We start from the raw sequence: 22,993 nt of genomic DNA on the forward strand, positions 1-22,993 counted from the left end.
CGGGGGGGGCCGCCCCCCCCCCAGACCCACCCCGCCGCCCCCCCCCCCGCCCCCCCGCCGGCGAGAAGGAGGACGATGGCACCCCCCGGCCTCCGCCCGGCCCCGCCCCCCCGGCCCCCGCCCGGGGTCACCCCCCGGACGGCTCCGCGTACGCCACCGGATCGTCCAGCACGTCCTGCACCACCAGCGCCGCCGCGCCCCGCGCCGCGTCCCCCGCCACCGACGACGCGCGGAGCCGCCCGCTGCCCGGGGACCACAGGCCCGACACCACCCGGCCGGTCAGCTCCTCGTCGGCGGGCGGCGACAGCCACGGCATCAGGCCCCGGTAGATCCCGCCGAGCACCACCGCGTCCGGGTCGACCAGGTTCACCGCGCCCGAGACCACCCGGCCCAGCATCCGCCCCGCCTCGGCGACCGCCGCCACCGCCCGCCCGTCCCCGGTCCGCGCGCGCCGCTCCAGCTCCAGCACTCCGGCGCCGCCCCCGGCCCCCTCGACCCCGGCCGCCCGCAGCAGCGCCGTCTGGCCGGCGTACTGCTCCAGGCAGCCCCGGGACCCGCACCGGCACTCCGGCCCGTCCGGGTCCACCACGACATGGCCGATCTCCCCGGCGAACCCGTGCGCACCCCGCAGCAGTTCGCCGCCCAGCACGAGCGCGCCGCCGACCCCGATCTCACCGGTCAGATACAGGAAGCTGCGTACGTCACCGAGGCCGCCGAACCACAGCTCGGCCAGGGCCGCGAGATTGGCCTCGTTCTCCGAGGTGACCGGCAGCGCCTCCTGGCCGGGGCGCAGAGCGGCGAGCGCGTCGGCGAACAGCTCCTGCGCCGGGACCTGGTTCCAGCCGAGGTTGGGGGCCTGGCGCACCGAGCCGCCGGAGACCAGGCCGGGCAGCGCCAGCGCCGCGCCCACCGGGCGCAGCTCCTGCTCGCGCGCCGAGTCCAGGGTCCGCGCGGCGATCCGGGCCGCACGGGCGAGGACCTCCCCGGCGGGCGCGCCCCGGTTGTCGAGGTGCTCGGTCTGCCGGACCCGGCCGGTGCCCGCGAGGTCGACGACGCAGACCGACACGTAATCGATGTTGATCTCCACGCCGAGCCCGGCGGGACCGGTGCGGGCCACCTTGAGCGCGGTGCCGGGGCGCCCGGCGTGCCCGCTGAACGTCTTGCCCGACTCGGTGAGGAAGCCGCTGTCCATGAGCTGCTCGACGAGCGAGGAGACCGCGGCCCGGGTCAGTCCGACCCGCGCGGCCACTCCGGCGCGGGTCGCCTCCCCGCTCTCGCCCTCGTCCCGCACGGCTCGCAGTACCAGGCTGAGATTGTGCCGTCGCACGGTGTCCTTGTCGGCCTTGGGCCCCAGCGGAGTGAGGATGCTCTTCATATCGTCGCCGAGCCTATGCGATGCCGGACGGAGCGGGCGGCGCGGCGGAGGCGGCCCCTTGCGGGAAGATCCCGCCACCAGGGGCCGCCCGCGCTCACGGCTTGGCGCCGCGGGCCTTCAGCATGTCCGCCATCAGCCCGATCTCGGACTGCTGGCCGCGGACCATGCCCTGCGCCAGGTTGCGGATGACGTCCGTCCCGGCCGTTTCGGCTCCCGCCCGCGCCATGTCCACACCGGCGCGGTGGTGCACGGTCATCAGCCGCAGGAACAGCACCTCGGCCGCCTTGCCCTCGGCCGCCTCCAGCGCCTTCAGCTCGGCGTCGGTGGCCATGCCCGGCATCAGCGAACCGTCGCCGGTCGGCTCGACGGTGTGACCCATCCACGCCATCGGCGGCTCCGCCGAACTCTTGGGCAGGTCCCAGATGTCCAGCCAGCCCAGCATCATGCCGCGCTGGTTGGCCTGGGTGTTGATGATGTCGTACGCCAGGCGCCGCACGTCCTCGTCATCCGTGCGCTCCCGCACGATGAACGACATCTCCACCGCCTGCTGGTGGTGGATCGCCATGTCCCGCGCGAACCCGGCGTCCGCCGAATCGTCCGCCGGAGCGGACAGCGCCGCCCGCGCGGGCGGGGACGCCGCCGAGGGCCGGACCACCATCAGCGCCACCAGCCCCACCGCCAGCAGCAGCACGACGGCGCCCGCGAGCACCATCCGGCGGGTGGCGGGGGGCGAACTCGTCGCGGAGGTCACTTGTCGAGCCCGCCGGTGCAGGCGGCACCCGGCTCAGGGGTCTGCGGGCCCTGCACGTACTTGCTGAAGAACTGGCCGACGCGGGAGTCGGTGGCACTGTCGATCGTGACCTGCTTGCCCCACGCGCTGAGCATCAGCGGGTCCTTCTGGTCCTTGACCGGGCTCATCAGGGAGTACGGGGTGGACTTGACCTTCTCCGTGAGCGCCTTGACGTCGGCCTCCGGCGCCTTGTCGTTGTACGTGACCCAGACGGCGCCGTGCTCCAGGGAGTGGACGGCGTTCTCCTTCGGTATCTCCTCGGTGTAGACGTCCGCGTTGCAGTTCATCCAGACCTGGCTGTGGTCGCCTCCGACGGGCGGGTTCATCGGGTAGTCGACCTTCGTCTCCACGTGGTTCTGGGCCAGGTCGTCCCACGTGCGCTCACCGGTGACGGGAGCGTTCTTGGCCTCCTGCTCCTTCTTGTCCTTCTCGTTCGCCTGGTACACCAGGTAGCCGCCTCCGGCGACCAGCGCGAGGACCACGGCGACCGACGCGCCGATGGTGATGAGGCGGCCCCGGCGCTCACGGGCGCGCTCCTTGCGGCGGGCCTCCTCGAGCTTGGCGCGGCGCGCGTTGGCGGGGGAGTTCTGGTTCTTGGCGGAAGCCATGGAAGGTCCTCGTCGTTCAGCGGATGCGGGGGGATGCGGAGGGTCGTGCAGGAAAACAAGGGGAAACAGAGCACACGGGCAGCCGCTCCCGGCCCGGCACGAGGCGCGGAGGGGGAGCGGACCCGGCTCTAGATCCGTTGGACCTGAAGACGCAGCTGATCGACGGAGTGGGCGCCGTCGTGGGAGGGCCCCCGCACGGCGGCCGCCCCGGTCAGCGGGGCGGCCGGTGCGAAGGCCACGGGGGAGGGGAGCGCCACGGGTGCCGGTGACACCGGGAGTACGACGGCCGCCGAGTGGGTCGAGCCGCCGTGGCACGAGGTCCCGAGCCCCCGGTCGGCGGGGGTGGCCATGACCACCGGCTCGACGGCCGGTTCGGGCACCGGCGTCAGCATCCGTACGGGGGCCGGGCCCGGAGTCTCCATCGCCACCGGCACGGCGGCGGCCGAGGGGGCGACCGAACAGCACAGGAGCAGGGAGAGCAGGGCGAAGGTCCAGCCCAGCGAGACGGGCAGGCGTGAGCGGTACCCCTGCCGGTCGGTCCGAGCGCTCACCCTGGTCATGGCCCGTCATCGTAGTAGCTGTATGAAGATTCAAAGACTATGGGGCACTGATTCCGCGGGATAGTGTGCCCCAGTGACCACGCAATCGAACATAGCCGCGGGCTGGTTCCCGGATCCTCACGGCGCACCCCAGCTGCTGCGCTACTGGGACGGCAGCCGGTGGACCGAGCACACGCATCCGGCCGACGGGCAGCAGGCCCCGGCCGCCGCGGGGTCCCCCGCGCCGCAACAGCAACAGCAGCAACAACAGCAGCACGTTGCCCAGCAGCCTGCCGGTCAGTATGCCGTCTCCGCCGGGTCGCTCTTCGACCAGCCGGTCCTGGTCGTGAATCAGAAGGCCAAGCTGATCGAGGTGACCAACGAGTACCGGGTGTTCGACCAGCACGGTGCGACCGTCGGCTCGGTCGTCCAGGTCGGGCAGGGCGCGCTGCGCAAGGTGCTCCGGTTCGTCTCCAGCATCGACCAGTACCTGACGCACCGGCTGGAGATCCGCGACGCGCACGGCCGGCCGCAGCTGCTGCTGACCCGTCCGGCGAAGTTCATCAAGTCCCGTGTCATCGTCCAGCGCCCCGACGGGCAGCCGGTCGGCGAGATCGTCCAGCAGAACGCGATCGGCAAGATCAACTTCGCGATGACGGCCGGAGGTGTGCAGGTCGGCGCGGTCAAGGCGGAGAACTGGCGCGCCTGGAACTTCGCCATCGTCGACCAGCACGGCACCGAGATCGCCCGGATCACCAAGACCTGGGAAGGCCTCGCGAAGACCATGTTCACGACGGCCGACAACTATGTGCTCCAGATCCACCAGCGGCTGCCCGAGCCGCTGCTCAGCCTCGTCGTGGCCACGGCCCTGACCGTGGACACCGCGCTCAAGCAGGACGCCCGCGGCCTCGGCTCCCCCGCGCTCGAACGGACCCGACCGGCGCCGCCGCCCCTTCGGGGGTGGCGGCGCCGAGCTGTTCCCGGGCTGTTCCCGGCCGGGCGCGACGAAAGCCTTTTACGGGTGTAACACCTGCTAACGTGTATGGGTGAGTGATACATCCATCCGGACCCGGCGGCCCTCCGCCCGCAGCCTTCCCCTGGCCGCCCCACTCCGGCTCGGCCGCCCGTCGGACACCTGGTTCAAGCCCGCGCTGAGCGTGGTCGTCGCCTCCGCCGTACCGCATCTGACGCTCCTGGCCCTCGGCCGGCTCGACCTCGTGATGTACACGATGGCCGGTTCGCTCTGCGCGCTGTACGGCCACGGCCTGCCGTACGCCCGGCGCGCCCGGACCGTGGCCGGCGTCGTGCTCGCCATGTCCGCCGGGCTCGCGGTCGCCCTCGTCACCGCCTCCCTCACGCACTCCACCGCCGTGCTCGTCGCGGTCGGCGCGCTTCTCGCCGCCGTCCAGAAGGTCCTGTGCGACGCGACCCGGATCGGTCCGCCCGGCCATGTGATCCTCACCTTCGTCAGCTCCGCCGCGCTGTTCGCCCCCCAGTACCTCGGCCAGGTCCCGGCCCACCTCGCCCTGACCCTGGCCGCGGGTGCGGTCGCCTGGCTCGTCTGTGCGGGGCCCGCGCTGGTCCGCCGCGAGGGGCCCGAGCGCCGGGCCGTCGCCCGTGCCCTCGAAGCGGCCGCCGACTGCGCCGCCGATCCCGGGCCCCGCGCCCGGCGCGGTGTGGCCACCGCCGTGCACGCCGCCTGGCAGTGCCTGCTCGCCTCCGGGCGGCCCACCCCCGTACGACGCTCCCTGGAACGGCTGGTGGTGCACGCGGAGGCGGCCGCCGCCGGGCCGGGCACGGCCGATCCGGACCGGTTGCGCGCCTGGGCCGCCCTGACCCGCGCCCGGGGGCCCGTCCCCGCACCGCCGCCCGCCGAGGGAACGGCCGACGAGCTGTACGGGATCGAGGCCGAGCGGGCCGCGTCGTACGGGATCGAGGCCGAGCGGACCGCGTCGTACGGGATCGAGGCCGAGCGGGCCGCCTCGTACGGGATCGAGGCCGAACGCGTCGCCCTGCGAGCCTCCGGTGGCCGCCGTGCCGCCCGCCGCACCCTGCTGCGGAGCCTCGGCCCCGGATCGCACCTGCTGCCCATCGCCGCCCGTACGCTGATCGGCTGCGCGCTCGCCGGATACCTCTGCGCCGCCCTCGGAGTCGGCCGCCCCTACTGGGCCATCGTCACCGCCGCCTCCCTCTACCAGGCCAACGTCACCCTGACCTGGAACCGGACCCTCCAGCGCACCCTCGGCAACCTCCTGGGCGTCCTCGTCTTCGCCGCCGTCCTGCCGCTCTCCCGTACCGGCCCTCTCGCGCTCATCCTGTGCTGCCTCTTCTTCAGCTTCGCCGCCGAGGCCCTGATCACCCGGAACTACTGGCTCGGCTCCGTCGCCGTCACCCCGATGGCCCTCCTGGTCCTGGAGTTCGGCTCCACCCACCCGGCCGGGGAGCTGATCGGCGACCGGGTCCTGGACACCGTCCTGGGCGCGCTCGCCGGGTTCCTCGCGGCGGCGCTCGTCACCAACCGGAGGGCGGCCGGCCGTGTCGGACGTGCCCTCGAAGCCACCGGGCGAGCCCGTGCCGAAGCCGAAAAGGCGTACGCCGAACGGGCCCACGCCGCTCCCGCCGCCGCCCCCGCCGATCTGGACCGGGCGCGCCGCGCGCTCACCGCGAGCCTCGTCGAGCTGCGCGAGGCCGCCGACACCGCGGCGGGGGAGTGGTGGCAGCGCGCCCTGCCCGAGGGGGAGCTTCTCGCGGCCGAGCAGGCCGGACACCGTACGCTCGCCGCGACAGCACAACGGCTGGGCCCGGTGGCCCGCGCCCCGGAGAAAGGGCGCGGCCCGGTGGCCCCTGCCCCTTGGATCGGAGCGGAGTGACCGACGACATCGTTGCCTCGGTGGTGCGGCAGTGGCAGGCCGTCCATCCCGAGCTCGACACCGGCCCGATGGAGATCATCGGCCGGATCAACCGCTGCGCCGCCCTGCTCCAGCAGGCGGAGGACGCCCCGCTGCGCTCCGCCGGGCTGACCCGGGCCGAGTTCGACCTCCTCGGCGCGGTACGCCGTACCGACCGGGAACTCACCCCGGGCGAGCTAGCCCGGGAGACCTTCTCCTCCGGCGCCGCCGTCACCAAGCGGCTGCGGGCCCTCCAGGAACGCGGCCTGGTGGACCGCCGGGGCGACGAGCGCGACCGGCGGGTGGCCCATGTCCGCCTCACCGAGGAGGGCGGCGCCCTGGTCGACCGGCTGCTGCCCGAACAGCTCGCGTACGAGAAAGCGGTGCTCTCGGGGCTGGATGAACGGAGCCGGGGCGAACTCGGCTCGCGGCTCGGCGAGTTGCTGGTGCAGCTGGAGGGCCGGATCGGCGGGGCGCGGCGCTGACGGCGGCGGGGCGGGCAGGCCCCGCCTCGGTCGGCCGGGGTGGGACGGCTCCCGGCCGGGCGCGGCGCGAGGCGGCAGGGAAGCGGAGGCGGTCAGGGCGGGGGCGCCGAGGTCAGCAGCGCGGCCGACTCCCGTAGCCGCTCCGCCCGTTCGGCCAGCGCGGCGTCGCCGGACCGGTCCGCCGGGGCCGCGGCCACCAGGGCGAGCCGGTCCCGCCAGCTCGACCCGGCCAGGGAGACGGCGACCGTGGTCATGCCCGGGACGGACGTACCCCGGCCGACCGCGTGGCCGGTCCGGCGGATCAGCGCCAGCTCGTCCAGCAGGGCCGTCCGCGAGGTGAGCGTGGCCGGGGTGACCGGCTCCAGCTCCTCGTACGGATACAGCGCGCACACCTGGTCCGCCGTCATCGAGGAGAGCAGCAGCTTGCCGCCCGAGCCCGCGTGGGCCGGGCCCGTGCGCCCCAACTCCAGCGCCACGCGCACGGGATGGGGGGACTCGCGGCCGTCGGTGACGATGACCTGGTCGCCGATGAGCGCCACACTCCACACCGTCTCACCGGTCCGCCGGGCCGCGTCCTCCAGCACGGGGCCCAGCCGGTCGCGGGCCGCGCGCCCGAACCCCGCCGGCCGGCCGAGCCGCACCAGCTCCGGGCCCGCCGCGTAGCCGCGCCCCGAGGTGTCCCGGATCGCGAACCCCCGGCTCTCCAGCGTGCTCAGCACCCGGTGCGCGGTGGACCGTCCGACGGAGAGCCGCTCGGCGGCCTCGGTGACGGTGAGGGTGTCGTGGGTGAGGAAGAGCCGCATGGCGCGGAGCCCCGTATCCAGCGAAGCGATCGTGTAGTCACCTGTCGCTGCCATGCTTCCGCCGCTCCCTGTCGTCACTCCGGGTATCCCACCGCCGCCACCGCGGGGCGGGTGCCGACCGCCATGATCCCCGCTACGGCACCGTACGCGCGGGGCGTCCGGCGGGTCCGTGGAATCCGCGGCCGTATACGCGTCAGCACAGCGATTTTTCGGGTCACCCTTCGCACGATCAGGAATCTGTCCCTTTCGATCCGGTTCGATCATCTGTGCCTCTGTCCTGTTCTGCGGTACGAAACCTCCTACGAAATCCGCGATCTGACCGGCAATCGGCTCATTCGTCCACCACTTCGTCCCGGACATCGGTACGCGAGGAGAGGCGGGGAGCGGCTTTTCGGGCGCCGTCACTCCACGCACACGCTCCACAGCGGTGAGTGCGAAAACTGGCGAGTGTATTCCTCTTCGCGGGCTCCCGCAGGGGGTTGGGTGAATATGCCGATCCCCTGTTCTGATCTGGCTAAGCTCACGCGCAGTGAAGTCGAGTTGATACGAATTCGAGCACTTGTTCATGAGTCTCCGCTCACGTGCGCATACATCCCGGAATCAACCGCCAGAGGGTTTTAGATGGTCCGTGTTGAATCACCGCCGACCGACAGAGAAGTCACCGTCGTCCGCGTAGTCCTGCCGCCCGTGGTCCTGCTGGCCGGCGCAACCGCCGCCGGCGCGGCCCTGGTGGTCCCGGCCGCGCGGATACCAGTCGCCGTGTGCGGCGCGATCACCACGCTCGTGGTCGCCGTGCTCACCGTGGCGCTGCACCGCCGCCGGCGCGCCATGGGCGCCCAGCGCGCGGAGTACGAACAGCGCATCGCCTACCTGGAACACCGCATCCTCAGCCATGACTCCGAGACCGTGCGGCTCACCAAGGAGGTCATGCCCGCCGCCATCCGGCGTCTGCGGGTGGGCAACTCGCCCGAGGAGGTCATGCGCGACATCTTCGACGCGGACGTGGCCAACCGCCATCTGCCCAAGGCGCTGCGCGAGCAGGTCTACCAGGTCCTCGAAGTCATCGACAACGAGGAGGCCCGGCGTGACTCCGCCCAGCGCGCCTTCGTCAGCGTCGCCCGCCGCGTCCAGGCGATCGTGCACCGCCAGGCCAGTGAACTGCGGGAGATGGAGGACCACTACGGGCGCAACCCCGAGGTCTTCGACGACCTGCTCCGCATCGACCACGGCACCGCGCTGATCGGCCGGCTCGCGGACTCCATCGCCGTGCTCGGCGGTGCCCGCCCCAGCCGCCAGTGGCCCAAGCCCGTACCGCTGTTCAGCGTGTTGCGCGGCGCGATGTCCCGCATCCTGGAGTACCAGCGCGTCGATCTGCACTCGATCGCCAAGGTCGCCATCGTCGGCACCTCGGTCGAGCCGCTCATCCACGCCTGCGCCGAACTCCTGGACAACGCGACCCGCTACTCCCCGCCCCAGACCCGGGTGCACGTCACCGCGGTCGAGGTGCAGACCGGCATCGCCATCGAGATCGAGGACGGCGGCGTCAGCCTCAGCGAGGAGGCCCGCGCCCGCGCCGAGAACATGCTCGCCCAGGCCCAGGCCGGCATCAACATGAACGACCTGGGGGAGTCCCCGCGGCTCGGCATGGCCGTCGTCGGACGGCTCTCGCGGATGTACCAACTCCAGGTCTCCCTGCGCCAGTCCGCGTACGGCGGTGTCCGCGCGGTCCTCATCGTGCCGCGCGACATGATCACCACCGGCCCCGCCCCGGGCATCGCCCACGGCATCGGCGCCACCTCGCGGCCCACCAGCTCGCTGGACATGTCGCAGCTCCAGCACGTGGTGCCGCCGCCCGGCAAGCGCAAGCCCAAGCCCGCCGCCACCGGGCCGGTGCCCTCCGTGGTCGCACCGGCCCCCACCGGTGCCCCCGCGGCCGCACCGCGTCCGGCGATGCCGGCGGCGATGGAGGACGACGTCCCGGTGGTCACCGAGTGGACCGAGAACGGACTGCCGCAGCGCCGCAGCCGGGGCCGCGCCCCGCTCGGCTCGCACAACCTGCCGCAGCAGCCGCCCCCACCGCCCGCCCCCGTCAACGGGCAACTGCCCGGCCGGGGCGGGCACCCGGACGGCGGCCATGACGGCCACAGCGGCCACGGCGGCCACGGCGGTCACGGCGGCCATGGCAGTCACGGCGGTCACGGCGGTCACGACGGCGAGAAGCCCCCCGGCCTCTGGCTGGAGGCCTTCACCAAGGCCGTCAACGGCGTACCGCAGGAACCGAAGCACGGCGAAGACTCCGATGACGCGTGGGACAAGGGAGACCTGAAGTGATCCAGCAGCGGGGAAACATGGACTGGATGCTCAAGGAGCTGGCCGACGACGTGCCGAGCATCCACCAGATCGTGGTGCTCTCCTCGGACGGGCTGCGCATCGCCATGCACGGCGGCGACCCCGATGTCGCCGACCGGCTGGCGGCGGCCTGCGCCGGACTGCAGAGCCTGGCCGCCGCGGTGGCCACCGAGATCCCCTACAGCGACGGCCTGATGAAGCTCGTCGTCATCGAAGTGACCGGCGGCTTCTTCTACCTGATGGCGGCCGGCACCGGCGCCTACCTCGCCGTACTGGCGGGCGAGACCGTCGACGCCGGGCTGGTCGGCGCCAGGATGAGGGACATGGTCGTGCGGATCGGCGCCCACCTGACCAGTCCGCCCCGCCACGGCGGGCAGTCCGGATGAGCGGACCCCGACGAGAACGCCGCAAGACCGATCCGGAGCTCAGCGACCCGGAACGGCTGTATGTGATCACCGGCGATCTCGACGACAGCGAGCGTGGAGCGCTCGACCTGGTCACGATGGTTGTCGCCCAGGCGGAGCCCTCGCCGACGTTCCAGCCGGAGCAGGCCGCGATCCTGCGGCTCTGCCAGGCCCCGTTGTCGGTCGCCGAGATCTCCGCCTACCTCAGCCTGCCGTTCAGCGTGGTCACCTCGCTCCTGAGCGATCTCCTCGCGACCGAACTCATCGAGTCGCGTGCGCCGATCGTCCGCGCCACACTCCCCGACAGGTCCCTTCTCGAAGCGGTGATGCATGGACTTCAGAAGCTCTGACACGATCACCGGACCGCGCAGCGAGGACGTCCTCCCCACCACGGCAACCGCCGCGGTGAAGGTCGTGATCGTCGGCGGGTTCGGGGTCGGCAAGACGACCATGGTCGGCTCGGTCAGCGAGATCCGGCCCCTGACGACCGAAGAGACCATGACCCAGGCCGGTGTCGGCGTGGACGACAACGCCGGGGTGGAGACCAAGACCGCCACCACCGTCGCCATGGACTTCGGCCGCATCAGCCTCAGCGAGGAGCTGATCCTCTACCTGTTCGGCACCCCCGGCCAGGAGCGCTTCTGGTTCCTGTGGAACGGCCTCTTCGAAGGGGCCCTCGGCGCCGTCGTCCTCATCGACACCCGGCGGCTCGAGGTCAGCTTCGACGTCATCGGCCGGCTGGAGGAGCGCGGAGTGCCGTTCGTGGTGGCCGTCAACACCTTCCCCGACGCACCGCACCACCCGGTCGAGGCCCTGCGCAGAGCCCTCGACCTGCCGGACGAGGTCCCGATGATCGACTGCGACGCGCGGCTGCGGGCCTCCAGCCGCGATGTGCTGATGACCCTGATGCGCTATCTGCACAGCCTGGCCGTCCCGCTCATCTGACGGCTCCGGAACGGCTCCGGCCGTCCCCCTCGCCCGACGCCCCGCCGGCCTCGGGACGGTTCCCGGCCGTCCCGACGCCGGGGGCGCGCGCCGTTCCCCCGACGCGCGCCCCCGTACACCCTTGCCCGCCTGTGCTCGATCCCGGCCGTCCTGATCTCTGGCCACCCTGATCCCTGGAGCCCCTGTGACAACCCCCTTCCACCACGAACCGGGCGTCGCCCCGCCGCCCGGGTGCCCGGCCCACAACCTCGGCATCGGCCCCGGCGGCCTGCGCCGGCTGTACGGCCCCGAGGCGGAGAACGACCCCGCCGGTCTCTACGCCAAGCTCCGCGCCGAACACGGCACCGTCGCCCCGGTCCTGCTCCACGGCGACGTACCCGCCTGGCTGGTTCTCGGCCACAGCGAGAACCTCCACCTCACCCGTACCCCGTCCCAGTTCTCCCGGGACTCCCGCCGCTGGCGGGCCCTCCAGGACGGCAGCGTCGCCCCGGACCACCCGCTGGCCCCGATCTTCACCTGGCAGCCCATCTGCGCCTTCGCCGACGGCGCCAAGCACGAGCGGCAGCGCGGCGCGGTCACCGACAGCATGGAGCGCATCGACACCCGAGGCGTGCGCCGCCACATCAACCGCTTCAGCAACCGGCTGGTCAACGACTTCTGCGAGAAGGGCAGCGCCGACCTGGTCGGCCAGTTCGCCGAGCACCTGCCGATGATGGTGGTGTGCGCGATCTTCGGCATGCCCGAGGAGTACGACGAGCGCCTCGTCCAGGCCGCCCGCGACATGATCCGCGGCACGGAGACCGCGGTGGCCAGCAACGCCCACGTCGTCTCCGTGCTGACGCGCCTGGTGGAGCGCCGCCGCGCCGAACCGGCCCCCGACTTCGCCAGCTGGCTCGTCGAACACCCCGCGACGATGACCGACATCGAGGTCGTCGAGCACCTGCGCCTCATCCTCATCGCCGCGTACGAGTCCACCGCCAACCTCATCGCCAACGTGCTGCGCATGGTCCTCACCGACCCGCGCTTCCGCGCCCGGCTCAGCGGCGGCCACATGACCGTGCCCGAGGCGGTGGAGCAGACCCTCTGGGACGAGCCGCCGTTCACCGCGGTCTTCGGCCGCTGGGCGGTCGGCGACACCGAGCTGGGCGGCCAGCAGATCAAGGCGGGCGACGCCCTGCTCGTCGGCATCGCCCCGGCCAACACCGACCCCACCGTGCGCCCGGACCTCACCGCCAACATGGAGGGCAACCGCGCCCACCTCGCGTTCAGCGGCGGCCCGCACGAGTGCCCCGGCCAGGACATCGGCCGCGCCATCGCCGACGTGGGCGTCGACGCCCTGCTGATGCGGCTGCCGGACCTGGAGCTCGCCGTCGAGGAGAGCGAGCTGCACTGGGTGGGCAACATCATGTCGCGCCACCTGGTCGAACTGCCGGTGAAGTTCGCCCCCAGCCCGCAGCAGAAGCTGGACGCCGATCCGCTCTCGGTGATGGCCCGCGCCGTCCGCCCCACGGGCGACTGGGAGATCTCCTCCCCGGCCCGCGTCGTCCCCGAGCCCGCCCACTCCGTCGCCGGGGCGCAGCCCGCCCACGCCCCGGGCGCGGCGCCGCGGCCCCACCCGGCCCCGGCTCCGGCCCCCGTGGACGAGCCGGCTCCGGTGGCCGAGGAACCCGCCCCCGCCCCGGCCGCGGCCCCGTCGCCGCTCCCCCCGGCCGCGCCCACCCGGTTCTGGCAGATCGTCTCCCGCTGGTGGAACGGCTACTGACCCGTCCGGGCGGCTCCGGGCCCGTACGCGGCGGGGCCGGGGCCGCCCCGCCGCGCGCGGGGCGGCGCCGACGGGCCCGGCCCCCGTACCATCGAGCAGCGTGAAGCTGACAATTCTTGGCGGTGGCGGATTCCGGGTGCCTCTCGTGTACGGGGCCCTGCTCGGTGATCACGCCGAGGGCCGCGTCTCCCACGTCACCCTGTACGACACCGACGCCGACCGGCTCACCGCCGTCGCCCGCGTGCTCGACGAACAGGCCCAGGGCGTTTTGGACGCGCCCGCCGTCGTCGCCACCACGGACCTGGACGAGGCGCTGCGCGGCGCCGACTTCGTCTTCTCCGCGATCCGCGTCGGCGGCCTGGCCGGCCGGGCCGCCGACGAACGGGTCGCCCTCGACCTGGGCGTGCTCGGCCAGGAGACCGTGGGCGCCGGAGGCATCGCGTACGGGCTGCGCACCGTTCCCGTCGCCGTCGAGCTGGCCCGGCGCATCGCCCGGCTCGCCCCGCACGCCTGGACCATCAACTTCACCAACCCCGCGGGTCTGGTCACCGAGGCCATGTCCCGCCACCTCGGCGACCGGGTCATCGGCATCTGCGACTCACCGGTCGGGCTCGGGCGCCGTATCGCCCGGATCCTGGGCGCCGACCCGGACCGGGCCTGGATCGACTACGCCGGGCTCAACCACCTCGGCTGGGTGCGCGGCCTGTACGTCGACGGGCGGGACGAACTGCCCCGGCTGCTCGCCGATCCCGCGCTGCTCGGCTCCTTCGAGGAGGGCCGTCTCTTCGGCGCGGAACTGCTCCGGTCGCTCGGGGCGGTCCCCAACGAGTACCTGCACTACTACTACTTCGCCCGCGAGGCCACCGCCGCCTACCAGCGGGCCGAGCTGACCCGGGGCGCCTTCCTCCGCGACCAGCAGGAGGGCTTCTACGCCCGGATGCGGCAGCCCGGCACCCCGGCCCTGGCCACCTGGGACCGCACCCGCGCCGAGCGTGAGGCCACGTACATGGCGGAGAACCGGGACGTGGCGGGGGCGGGGGAGCGTGCGGAGAGCGATCTGGAGTCCGGCGGCTACGAGCAGGTGGCCCTCGCGCTGATGCGGGCCATCGCCCGTGACGAACGCACCTCGCTGATCCTCAACGTCCGTAATCGTACGGCCCTTTCGGTGCTGGACGCCGAAGCCGTCGTGGAGGTCCCCTGCCTCGTCGACGCCAACGGGGCCCACCCGGTGGCCGTGACGCCACTTCCGTACGACGCCGTCGGTCTCGTCACCGCCGTGAAGGCCGTGGAGCGCGCCGTGCTGGAGGCGGCGGAGAGCGGGTCGCGGGCGGCGGCTGTGCGGGCCTTCGCGCTGCACCCGCTGGTCGACTCCGTCGCGGTGGCCCGCCGGCTGGTCGAGGGGTACGTCGAGGCCCACCCGCAACTCGCCTACCTCGACCGGTCTTAGGAGGCTGCCCCGGCTCAGGGGGCGGGGACGGCGCTCCTCCTGGCCCAGGTCGGGGCGACTCCCGCCACCTGGCAGACCATTAAGAAGAGCGGGATGGGCGGGGTGTACGGGGTGAGGCTGTCCGGCGAGTGGATCAGGCGGGGGCGCACGGCGGGGACGTCGGCGCCCCGGGCGTACACCACCTGCTCGGGCCAGTCCAGGTCCAGGTCGGAACCGGCCGGGACGATCCACCACCAGCGGTCCGCGTCGGCGAACACGCACCCGGTGCGCGGGAGATGGGACATCAGGCGGAAGCCGTGCCGGGCGGGCACGCCGACGGCGTCGCATCCCAGGCTGGCCGACATGGAGGGCGGCAGGGACAACTGCACCCGGCCGCCGCGGGGTTCCTCCGACGGGCGCGTGCGGTGCGTGCCGCGCAGCCGGGACAGCGCGTTCCTCAGCATGGCCGCTCCGTGCCGTGCGGGAGTTCCGCCCACACGATGCGGCCGGAGTCGTCCCCGGCGTCGTGGGAACCCCACGAGCTGCTCATCGCGTCGACCAGCAGCAGGCCGCGTCCGTGCTCGTCGTCGGAACAGCGGCGCAGTTGTGGGCCGCCCGGCTGGTGCCCCTGGTCCTGCACGGCTATCCGCAGGCGTCTGCCGAGACAGCGCAGCTCGCACACCACACGCGTGCTCGCGGTGTGCACGACTGCGTTGGTGACCAGCTCGGACACGATGAGAACGGCCGCGTCGTACACGTCGCCGCCCAGCTTCCAGGCCTCCAGCCGGGCCCGGGTCAGCTGCCGTGCGCCGGCCACCGACTCCGGGTGCGCGGGCAGCGCGAAGCAGTAACGGAGCGCTTCCGTCCCGGGGCTGAGATCCATGAGCCGGGGGATGAGCGCACTGCCAGGTGCCACGACCGATTCCTCACAGTGGGGGCTGCGTCACGCTTCGTTCCCCGGTGTGAGGAGCGGTCATGACTGAGCGAACTGGTTCGACAGCCAACTCTCCCCCTGTCTCCGACACTTGGCAAGGGGCACTCTGAAATTTCCAGAGTGACTGTGTCGTTGGGGGCGCACGCGTGGCACACTGCTCGCAAAACAGCGCATGGGGAGGTCTGAAGTGAGCGAACCGCGGTCCGCCCCGACCGTGGGCCAGGTCGTGCTCGGCAAGCGCCTGCAGGATCTGCGGGAGCGCGTCGGCCTGACCCGTGACCAGGCGGCGAAGGTGCTCAGGGTCGCTCCCGCGACGATACGCAGGATGGAGACGGCCGAGGTCGGCCTCAAGATCCCCTACGTCCAGCTGCTGCTGAAGGAGTACGGCATCGCCGACGACGAGGCCGAGGCCTTCGTCGAACTGGCCGAGGAGGCGAACAAGCCGGGCTGGTGGCAGCGGTTCCACGACGTCCTGCCCGACTGGTTCAGCATGTACGTCAGCCTGGAGGGCGCCGCGAGCCTGCTGCGCATGTACGAGCCGCACTTCGTCCCCGGGCTGCTCCAGACCGAGGACTACGCGCGCTCCGTGATGCGCACCGGAGCGGTCGGCCAGACCCGGCCCGAGGACATCGAACGCCATGTGGCCCTGCGCATGGAGCGCCAGTCCCTGCTCGCCAAGGACGACGCCCCCCGACTGTGGGTGATCATGGACGAGACCGTCCTGCGGCGGCCGGTGGGCAGCGCTCAGGTGATGCGCGCCCAGATCGACAAGCTGCTCGAATCCACCGACCTGCCCCATGTCACCCTGCAGATAGCGGAGTTCACGAGCGGCCACCACCCCGGCACCTACGGGCCGTTCGTCCTCTTCCGGTTCGCCATTCCCGAACTGCCGGACATGGTCTTCAGCGAGTACCTCACCGGAGCGGTCTACTTCGACGCCCGGCCCGAGGTGGCCTCCTACCTCGAAGTCATGGACCGGATGGCGGCTCAGGCCGCAACTGCACAACGCACGAAGGAAATCCTCCGGGACTTCCGCAAGGAGCTGTGATGAACCACATATACAACGGCATGCCGGCCGCCGACCTCGGCTCCGAAGGCTGGTACAAGCCCTGGAGCGGCGGCAACGGGGGCAACTGCATCGAGGCCATGAAGCTCGCGGACGGCCGGGTCGCGGTGCGCCAGTCCGCCGATCCGGACGGCCCCGCGCTCATCTACTCCAACGGCGAGATCGCCGCGTTCATCCAGGGCGCCAAGGCGGGCCAGGCGGATTTCCTTCTCACCTGACGCCCCGTCACTTATGCTGTCCCCGCACCGAAGGACCCGGCCTCTCGGCGCAGTTGGGCTCGTCCCGGCCACTACCAGCGTTGTGTTCCCCCTCCCCTTGAACGCCGACCACCACCCACGGAGCGCGCCATGACCGGGCAAGACCCCCAGACCATCGAGATCGACACGAGCAAGCCGCATCCCGCGCGGATGTACGACTGGTTCCTCGGCGGCAAGGACAACTACCCGGTCGACGAACAGATGGCGCGACAGCTGCTCGCCCTGGACGCCCGGGGCCGGGACATGGCCCGGGTCAACCGGGCGTTCATGCACCGGGCCACCCGCTGGCTCGCGGAGAGGGGCGTACGCCAGTTCCTGGACATCGGCACCGGCATACCCACCGAGCCGAACCTCCACCAGATCGCCCAGCGATACGCCCCCGACGCGCGGATCGTCTACTGCGACAACGACCCGATCGTCCTCGCCCACGCGGCGGCCCTGCTCCGCTCCACCCCCGAGGGCGCCACCGAGTACATCCAGGCCGACGCCCGCAAGCCCGAGACCATCCTGGCCGAGGCCGGAAATATCCTGGACTTCGAGAAGCCGGTCGCCCTCTCCCTGCTGGCTCTGCTGCACTTCATCGACGACGAGGACGGCGCGGCCGAGCTGGTCGACAAGCTGGTCGACCAGCTCCCCTCCGGCAGCTACCTGGTGCTCTCGCACACCACCGGCGACTTCAACCCGGAGGGCGCGGCGCGGGCACGGGCCATGTACAAGGAGCGCGGGATGACCCTGCGCCCCCGCTCGCGCGCCGAGCTGACCGCCTTCTTCGACGGCCTCGAACTGGTCGATCCGGGCGTTACACTCTCCGCCGACTGGCGCCCGGAGCTCGGCGAGGTCATCGACGTACCGGGCGACGAGCCGATCCCCGGCTACGCGGGAGTCGCCCGCAAGCCCTGAGCCCGCCCCGCCTCACCGGATGAGCGCGTGGCCCGTCGTCGCGTCCACATGGTCCGGTACGGGGTCGTGGGCGTCGCCCACCGTCGACGTACCGGAGGGCTCGAAGAGCATCAGCGAGGCACCGTCCGCCGAGCGCGGGCGGTGCCACGTGCCCCGCGGCACGACGAAGACCGCGCCGCGGGGGAGCGTCACCACCCGCTCGTCCGCCGGGTCCTCCCCGTCGCGCAGGGCGATGTCCAGCACCCCCTCCACCACCAGGAAGAACTCGTCCGTGTTCTCGTGCACATGCCAGATGTGCTCGCCGTGGACCTTGGCGACGCGTACGTCGTAGTCGTTGACGTGGGTCAGGACGCGCGGGCTCCACAGCGCGTCGAAGGAGCCCAGGGCGTCGCCGATCAGGATCGGTTGGGTGGCAGGTCGTGCCGTGTCCGTGGTCATGTGCCCATGGTCGGCAGTGGACCGCCGCGCGTGTGAGTGCTACGAATCGCATATGGCGAAAGAATCCTCGCACCGGGTCGTCATGATCGTCTCGGCCGGCTCCAACCCCTTCGAGATGGGCGTGGCCACCGAACTCTTCGGCCTCCGCCGCCCTGAGCTTTCCGTCGACTGGTACGACTTCACGCTCTGCTCGCCCACCCCCGCGGTGACGATGCACGGGGGCTTCTTCCAGCTCTCCGACGTGTCCGGGCTGGAAGCCGTCGACCGCGCCGACACCGTCATCGTCCCCAACCGGCCCGATCCGCTGGAGGACCCCGTCCCGGAGGTCCTGGCGGCGATCCGGCGCGCCGCCGCTCGGGGCGCCCGGCTGGTCAGCTTCTGCACGGGGACGTTCACGCTCGCCGCGGCGGGCGTCCTGGACGGCAGACGCGCGACCACGCACTGGCGCTGGGCGGAGACCTTCACCGCCCGGTACCCGCAGGTGGGCCTCCGGCCCGACGTACTCTTCGTCGACGACGGGCAGGTGATCACCGCGGCGGGCAGCGCCGCCGCCCTGGACACCGGCCTCCACCTCATCCGCGCCGATCACGGGGCCGAGATCGCGGCGGCCGTCAGCCGGAGGCTGGTCCATCCGGCGCACCGGGACGGCGGCCAGCGCCAGTTCATCGAGCACCCGCTGCCCGAGGCCGCCGACGCCTCGCTCGCCCCGCTCCTCGCCTGGGCCGCCGAACACCTGGCCGAGGGCCTGGACGTGTCCGGCCTCGCCGCCCGCGCGGCCGTCAGCCCTGCCACCCTCCACCGCCGCTTCCGGGCCCAGCTCGGCACCACCCCGCTGGCTTGGCTGACCGAGCAGCGGACCACGCTGGCCTGCCGCCTCATGGAGCGCGGCGAGGACCGTCTCGACGTGATCGCCCGCACCAGCGGCCTGGGCACCGCGACCACCCTGCGCACCCAGCTCCGCCGCCGTACGGGGCTGACGCCCACGGAGTACCGCCGCCGTTTCGCGGCAGCGCACTGAGCGCGGGGGCGGGCGCGCGGGCGGGGGCGAGGGCGGGGGCGAGGCGGGGCGCAGGGTGTACCGGGGCGGGGGCGCCGAGCCGGTGCGGGTCACAATGGAGCCATGTCACGACGCTCCTCCCGCCCCCGGCAGCCCGCCGCCCCGCAGGCCCCGCGCATCACGCCCGCCTCGCCCTGCCCCTGCGGCCTGAGCGCGACGTACGGGGAGTGCTGCGGCCGCTTCCACTCCGGCAGCGCCGCCGCCCCGACCTGCGAGGCACTGATGCGCTCCCGGTACGCGGCCTTCGTCGTCCAGGACGCGGCCTACCTGCTGCGCACCTGGCACCCGGAGACCCGGCCGCCCGGCGTCGACTTCGACCCCGCGATGCGCTGGACGGGCCTGGAGATCCTGGGCACCACCGAGGGCAGCGCCTTCCACACCAGCGGGACCGTCACCTTCCGCGCCCACTACACCGACGGCGGGCGCCCCGACTCCCTCCACGAGCAGAGCCGCTTCGCCCGCCACGAGGGCGCCTGGGTCTACGCGACGGCGGTCTTCGTCGACTGAGCCCGACCGTGGGAGCCGGCCCCGAAACCCCTTTCCCACCAGGGCGGACAGGCCCGTACGATCCGCGCATGAACGACGACGAAGCCGCGCCGTACGCCGCGCGGGAACGATTCTGGTGCGGCGAGCACGTGGCCTTCACCCCCGTCGAGCCGGACGACGCCGAGCTGATCCAGCACTGGCGCGCCGACCCGGTCGCCGCCCAGGAGATCGGCGTGTGGCCGGGGAGCGGGTTTCACGCAGGAGGGCGTACGCCGTTCCTCCTGCCTGCACCGGGGCCGCCGCCACGACAACGCGCTCCTCGCTCTGCTCCGTACGGAGTGGGAGGCGCAGACCCGCCCCCGGTCCTGGGACCACGTCTGACGCGGGGAGTCAGGCCGGCGCCCCCACCCGCGTCGAACCGCCCGGGTGCGGCGCCGGCGACAGCTCCTGGGCCAGGTCCTCGGCCAGGAGCCGTTTCGCGATCACGTCCACGGTGGCGCGGAGCTGGGTGTCGTCGGGCCGGGCCCCGTCCTCGTCGAGCCGCTCGTTGAGCCAGCGGCCCCAGGCGTCGGTGATCACCCTCGCCTCGCGCAGGCCCGCCGCCGTATGGGAGAAGAGGCGGCCGTCCCCGGTGAGGAAGCCCTCCTCGATCATCCGGTCGAAGACGGGGACCAGCACCTCCGGCGGGAGGCGGTGCCGGGCCGCGATCAGCCGCAGGCCCGCGTGGCCGACCAGCCGGGTGAAGAGGTCCACCTGCATCACCGCCCAGGCCCCCGCCATGTCCAGCCGCGTGTCGGACCCGGCGACGATCCGCCGGGCCGTGTCCGGGCCGGCGCCGTGCAGGATCGTGGCGACCGCGGTCTCCAGGAGCTTCTCGGAGTCGCCGCTGCCGGGCTGGGCGAAGCCGTCACCCATGTCCGTCGACGCGAGCCGGGCCGAGTCCCGCAGCTTCACCTCCTTGAGGAACAGCGCGACGACGAAGCCGATGAGCGCCACCGGAACCGTCCAGAGGAACACGGTGTGCAGCGTCTGCGCGTACGCCTGGGCCAGTGGCTCCACCTGGGCGGCGGGCAGCGCGTGCAGCGCCTGCGGGCTCTGCGACGCACCGGCCAGCGTCGCGGGGTCACCGCCCGCCGCCACCGCCTGCGCGACCCCGTCGGTGAGGTTGGGCTTGAGGGCGTTGGCGTAGATCGTCCCGAACACGGCCGTGCCGAAGGCGCTGCCGAGCGTACGGAAGAACGTCACGCCCGAGGTCGCCGTACCCAGGTCCGCGTACTCGACGGTGTTCTGCACGGCGATCGTCAGCACCTGCATGGCGAGCCCGATCCCGAGCCCCAGCACCACCATGTAGAGCGACTCCACCCACACCCCGCTCTCGGGGCCCATCCGGGAGAGGAGGAAAAGACCGGCCGCCATGATCAGCGTCCCGACGATGGGGAAGACGCGGTAGCGGCCGGTCTTGCTGACCACCGTGCCGCTGAAGATCGAGGCGACCAGCAGGGCGGCGACCAGGGGCAGGGTCCGCACGCCCGAGAGCGTCGCCGAGTCCCCGTCCACGTACTGGAGGTAGGTCGGCAGGAAGATCATCGAGCCGAGCATCGCGAAACCCACGATGAAGCTGAGGATCGAGCAGACGGTGAACACCGGGTTCCGGAACAGCCGCATCGGCAGCATCGGTTCCCTCGCCCGCGTCTCCACCCGGCAGAACAGCGCCAGCGCGACGATCCCGGCGACGAACAGCCCGATGATCATGGGGGAGCCCCAGGCGTACTCGTTCCCGCCCCAGCTCGTCGCGAGGATCAGCGCACTCGCCCCGACGGCGACCAGGGCGATGCCGGAGTAGTCGATGACCGGCCGTCCGGCGGCCTTCACCGACGGGATGTTGCGGGCGGCGGCGATCACCACCACGATCGCGATCGGCACGTTGACGTAGAACGCCCAGCGCCAGGTCAGGTGGTCGGTGAACAGCCCGCCGAGCAGCGGCCCGATCACCGTCGAGATGCCGAACACCGCCCCGATCGCACCCTGGTACTTGCCCCGCTCGCGCAGCGGGATCACGTCCGCGATCAGCGCCATCGACGTGACCATCAGCCCGCCCGCGCCGATGCCCTGCATACCGCGCCAGATGATCAGCAGCAGCATGTCCGAGGCGAGACCGCACAGGAACGAGCCGGTGATGAAGACGATCGCCGAAATCTGGAAGACCAGCTTCCGCCCGAACAGGTCGCCGAACTTGCCGACCAGGACGGTGGCGACCGTCTCGGCGAGCAGATACGCGGTGACCACCCACGACATGTGCTCGGCGCCGCCCAGCTCCGAGACGATCGTCGGCAGGGCCGTGCCCACGATCGTCTGGTCCAGCGCCGCCAGCAGCATGCCGAGCACGATGGTGGCGAAGATGATGTTGCGCCGCCGCCGGTCCAGGACGGGCGGCGGCGCGGCGGCACTCTGCGCGGCGGGGGCTTGCTCGCTGGCAGTGGTCACGTCTGCACCCTCACACCGGCCCCCGCCCCCCGCATGCGGGGACAGTCCGGACGGGGGTCAGCCGGCCAGCGAGGCCAGCGACCGCTTCAGCCGCGCGACGAACGCCTCCCGGGCCTCTTGGCCCACCCGGTCGAGCGAGAGGTACGGATTGAGGTCCTCCAGTTCCACGAGCAGCAGCTCGCCCTCGGCCGTACGGCAGGCGTCGACCCGCTGGATACCGTGGTCGAGGGAGTTCCACTCGACGAAGCGCCGCGCGAACGCCAGGTCGGCCGCGTCGGCCGCGTACGGCTCCAGCACCCACCGCCGCTCCGGATCCGGCGCGTACAGCGCGTACTGGAAGTCGTGGTCCACGAAGTAGAAGGACACCTCGTGGCGGAAGTCGATCCGCGGCTGCACGAGCAGGGCTCCTTCCGCCTCCCGCTCCAGCTCGGCCCCGACCTCCGCCTCCGCGACGAACCGCAGCCCGACCGAGTCCGCCCCCAGCTTCGGCTTGACCACGTACTCCCGGGCCTTGGGCAGCAGCCCCAGATCCGCCGCCCGGTCCACCGTCGGGATCACCGGGAACCCGGCCCGGCCCAGCTCGACCAGGTACTCCTTGCCCGCCATGTCGCCGCGCCCGTCCAGCGGGTTGCAGACCGGCACCCGCAGCTCCCGGGCGCGGGCGCGGAACGCCTCGTACGCCTCCCGGTAGTGCAGGACCGGCCCGCTGTTGCGTACGAGGGCGAGGTCGAACCGGTCCAGCAGCGCGGCCGCGTCCCGGGGGTGGCAGAGCGCGACGTCGAACTCCTCGCGCAGCCGGGAGGCGAGGAAGATGTCCTCGTCGCAGTAGCGGCGCCCGCGCGCCTCGTAGCCGAGATCGGTGACGAGGAGGAGCGAGGAGCGGCGGGTACCGGTAGGGGCGGTCATGGATTCTCCGGATGAGCGAACGGATGGACGGCCACTATCCCTGACGGCCCCACCGGGGCCGCTGCCGGGGCCGACGGGTGCGGGGGCGGAG

Annotated in this window: 24 protein-coding genes; 14 read left to right on the top strand and 10 right to left on the bottom strand. The window is 72.6% G+C overall.

Annotation, left to right across the window (positions count from 1 at the left end):
- Positions 1-127: 127 nt before the first annotated feature.
- From AB0917_RS06490 to AB0917_RS06505, 4 genes are all read right to left on the bottom strand, one after another.
- Complete coding sequence (locus AB0917_RS06490) at positions 128-1,375, bottom strand: ROK family protein (RefSeq protein WP_366818347.1); 1,248 nt, start codon at positions 1,373-1,375, stop codon at positions 128-130.
- A 94-nt stretch (positions 1,376-1,469) separates the two neighbouring features.
- Complete coding sequence (locus AB0917_RS06495; RefSeq protein ID WP_366818348.1) at positions 1,470-2,126, bottom strand: DUF305 domain-containing protein; 657 nt, start codon at positions 2,124-2,126, stop codon at positions 1,470-1,472.
- Positions 2,123-2,773, bottom strand: coding sequence for a DUF3105 domain-containing protein (locus AB0917_RS06500; protein WP_366818349.1), 651 nt, complete (start codon positions 2,771-2,773; stop codon positions 2,123-2,125). The genes AB0917_RS06495 and AB0917_RS06500 overlap by 4 nt, the downstream gene beginning before the upstream one ends.
- 128 nt (positions 2,774-2,901) lie before the next feature.
- Positions 2,902-3,333, bottom strand: coding sequence for a hypothetical protein (locus tag AB0917_RS06505; protein WP_366818350.1), 432 nt, complete (start codon positions 3,331-3,333; stop codon positions 2,902-2,904).
- 73 nt (positions 3,334-3,406) lie between these two features.
- On the opposite strand from AB0917_RS06505, the gene AB0917_RS06510 reads away from it, so the two are divergent.
- From AB0917_RS06510 to AB0917_RS06520, 3 genes are read left to right on the top strand one after another with little or no spacing between them, the layout of a single operon-like run.
- On the top strand, positions 3,407-4,339 hold the full coding sequence (locus AB0917_RS06510) for a phospholipid scramblase-related protein (RefSeq protein WP_366818351.1): 933 nt from the start codon (positions 3,407-3,409) through the stop codon (positions 4,337-4,339).
- Positions 4,340-4,358: 19 nt separating this feature from the next.
- Positions 4,359-6,182, top strand: coding sequence for an FUSC family protein (locus AB0917_RS06515; protein WP_366818352.1), 1,824 nt, complete (start codon positions 4,359-4,361; stop codon positions 6,180-6,182).
- The gene (locus AB0917_RS06520; protein WP_366818353.1) at positions 6,179-6,685 is read left to right on the top strand and encodes a MarR family transcriptional regulator; all 507 of its coding nucleotides are present in this window, start codon (positions 6,179-6,181) and stop codon (positions 6,683-6,685) included. The genes AB0917_RS06515 and AB0917_RS06520 overlap by 4 nt, the downstream gene beginning before the upstream one ends.
- Before the next feature lie 92 nt (positions 6,686-6,777).
- Here the strand turns inward: AB0917_RS06520 and AB0917_RS06525 are convergent, their stop codons facing one another.
- Positions 6,778-7,542, bottom strand: a complete 765-nt coding sequence (locus AB0917_RS06525) for an IclR family transcriptional regulator (RefSeq protein ID WP_366818354.1) — start codon at positions 7,540-7,542, stop codon at positions 6,778-6,780.
- A gap of 567 nt (positions 7,543-8,109) precedes the next feature.
- Here AB0917_RS06525 and AB0917_RS06530 point away from each other — a divergent pair.
- From AB0917_RS06530 to AB0917_RS06555, 6 genes are all read left to right on the top strand, one after another.
- A complete protein-coding gene (locus AB0917_RS06530; protein WP_366818356.1) occupies positions 8,110-9,819 on the top strand; it encodes an ATP-binding protein in 1,710 nt (569 codons plus the stop codon).
- Positions 9,816-10,223, top strand: coding sequence for a roadblock/LC7 domain-containing protein (locus AB0917_RS06535; protein WP_006128841.1), 408 nt, complete (start codon positions 9,816-9,818; stop codon positions 10,221-10,223). Before AB0917_RS06530 ends, AB0917_RS06535 begins: the two co-directional genes overlap by 4 nt.
- A complete protein-coding gene (locus AB0917_RS06540; RefSeq protein WP_366818357.1) occupies positions 10,220-10,591 on the top strand; it encodes a DUF742 domain-containing protein in 372 nt (123 codons plus the stop codon). Before AB0917_RS06535 ends, AB0917_RS06540 begins: the two co-directional genes overlap by 4 nt.
- Complete coding sequence (locus AB0917_RS06545; protein ID WP_366818358.1) at positions 10,572-11,186, top strand: ATP/GTP-binding protein; 615 nt, start codon at positions 10,572-10,574, stop codon at positions 11,184-11,186. The genes AB0917_RS06540 and AB0917_RS06545 overlap by 20 nt, the downstream gene beginning before the upstream one ends.
- A gap of 184 nt (positions 11,187-11,370) precedes the next feature.
- Entirely contained in the window at positions 11,371-12,948 is a 1,578-nt protein-coding gene (locus tag AB0917_RS06550) for a cytochrome P450 (RefSeq protein ID WP_366818359.1), read from the top strand.
- Between the two features lie 100 nt (positions 12,949-13,048).
- Positions 13,049-14,395, top strand: a complete 1,347-nt coding sequence (locus AB0917_RS06555; RefSeq protein ID WP_366818360.1) for a 6-phospho-beta-glucosidase — start codon at positions 13,049-13,051, stop codon at positions 14,393-14,395.
- Between the two features lie 14 nt (positions 14,396-14,409).
- Here the strand turns inward: AB0917_RS06555 and AB0917_RS06560 are convergent, their stop codons facing one another.
- Together AB0917_RS06560 and AB0917_RS06565 are read right to left on the bottom strand one after the other, a co-directional pair.
- The gene (locus tag AB0917_RS06560; protein ID WP_366818361.1) at positions 14,410-14,838 is read right to left on the bottom strand and encodes a hypothetical protein; all 429 of its coding nucleotides are present in this window, start codon (positions 14,836-14,838) and stop codon (positions 14,410-14,412) included.
- On the bottom strand, positions 14,832-15,290 hold the full coding sequence (locus tag AB0917_RS06565) for an ATP-binding protein (protein ID WP_366818363.1): 459 nt from the start codon (positions 15,288-15,290) through the stop codon (positions 14,832-14,834). The genes AB0917_RS06560 and AB0917_RS06565 overlap by 7 nt, the downstream gene beginning before the upstream one ends.
- 205 nt (positions 15,291-15,495) lie before the next feature.
- Here AB0917_RS06565 and AB0917_RS06570 point away from each other — a divergent pair, with 205 nt between their 5' ends.
- From AB0917_RS06570 to AB0917_RS06580, 3 genes are all read left to right on the top strand, one after another.
- Complete coding sequence (locus AB0917_RS06570) at positions 15,496-16,356, top strand: helix-turn-helix transcriptional regulator (protein ID WP_366818364.1); 861 nt, start codon at positions 15,496-15,498, stop codon at positions 16,354-16,356.
- A complete protein-coding gene (locus AB0917_RS06575; RefSeq protein WP_030573999.1) occupies positions 16,356-16,592 on the top strand; it encodes a DUF397 domain-containing protein in 237 nt (78 codons plus the stop codon). The genes AB0917_RS06570 and AB0917_RS06575 overlap by 1 nt, the downstream gene beginning before the upstream one ends.
- Positions 16,593-16,721: 129 nt before the next feature.
- Positions 16,722-17,531, top strand: a complete 810-nt coding sequence (locus AB0917_RS06580) for an SAM-dependent methyltransferase (protein WP_366818365.1) — start codon at positions 16,722-16,724, stop codon at positions 17,529-17,531.
- A 12-nt stretch (positions 17,532-17,543) separates the two neighbouring features.
- Here AB0917_RS06580 and AB0917_RS06585 read toward each other — a convergent pair whose 3' ends face one another.
- On the bottom strand, positions 17,544-17,969 hold the full coding sequence (locus AB0917_RS06585; protein ID WP_366818366.1) for a cupin domain-containing protein: 426 nt from the start codon (positions 17,967-17,969) through the stop codon (positions 17,544-17,546).
- Between the two features lie 52 nt (positions 17,970-18,021).
- Between AB0917_RS06585 and AB0917_RS06590 the strand changes: the two genes are divergently transcribed.
- Together AB0917_RS06590 and AB0917_RS06595 are read left to right on the top strand one after the other, a co-directional pair.
- Entirely contained in the window at positions 18,022-18,987 is a 966-nt protein-coding gene (locus AB0917_RS06590; protein WP_366818367.1) for a helix-turn-helix domain-containing protein, read from the top strand.
- 102 nt (positions 18,988-19,089) lie between these two features.
- Positions 19,090-19,533, top strand: coding sequence for a YchJ family metal-binding protein (locus AB0917_RS06595; protein WP_366818368.1), 444 nt, complete (start codon positions 19,090-19,092; stop codon positions 19,531-19,533).
- 369 nt (positions 19,534-19,902) lie between these two features.
- Here the strand turns inward: AB0917_RS06595 and AB0917_RS06600 are convergent, their stop codons facing one another.
- Both AB0917_RS06600 and AB0917_RS06605 read right to left on the bottom strand, forming a co-directional pair.
- Positions 19,903-21,996 (bottom strand): MDR family MFS transporter, encoded by a 2,094-nt coding sequence (locus tag AB0917_RS06600; protein WP_366818369.1) that lies wholly within the window; start codon positions 21,994-21,996, stop codon positions 19,903-19,905.
- A gap of 57 nt (positions 21,997-22,053) precedes the next feature.
- Positions 22,054-22,902: a hypothetical protein gene (locus tag AB0917_RS06605; protein WP_366818370.1), complete on the bottom strand. Its 849-nt coding sequence runs from the start codon at positions 22,900-22,902 to the stop codon at positions 22,054-22,056.
- Positions 22,903-22,993 lie beyond the last annotated feature (91 nt).

This window comes from Streptomyces sp. NPDC007346 (assembly GCF_040703535.1).
Lineage (GTDB): Bacteria > Actinomycetota > Actinomycetes > Streptomycetales > Streptomycetaceae > Streptomyces.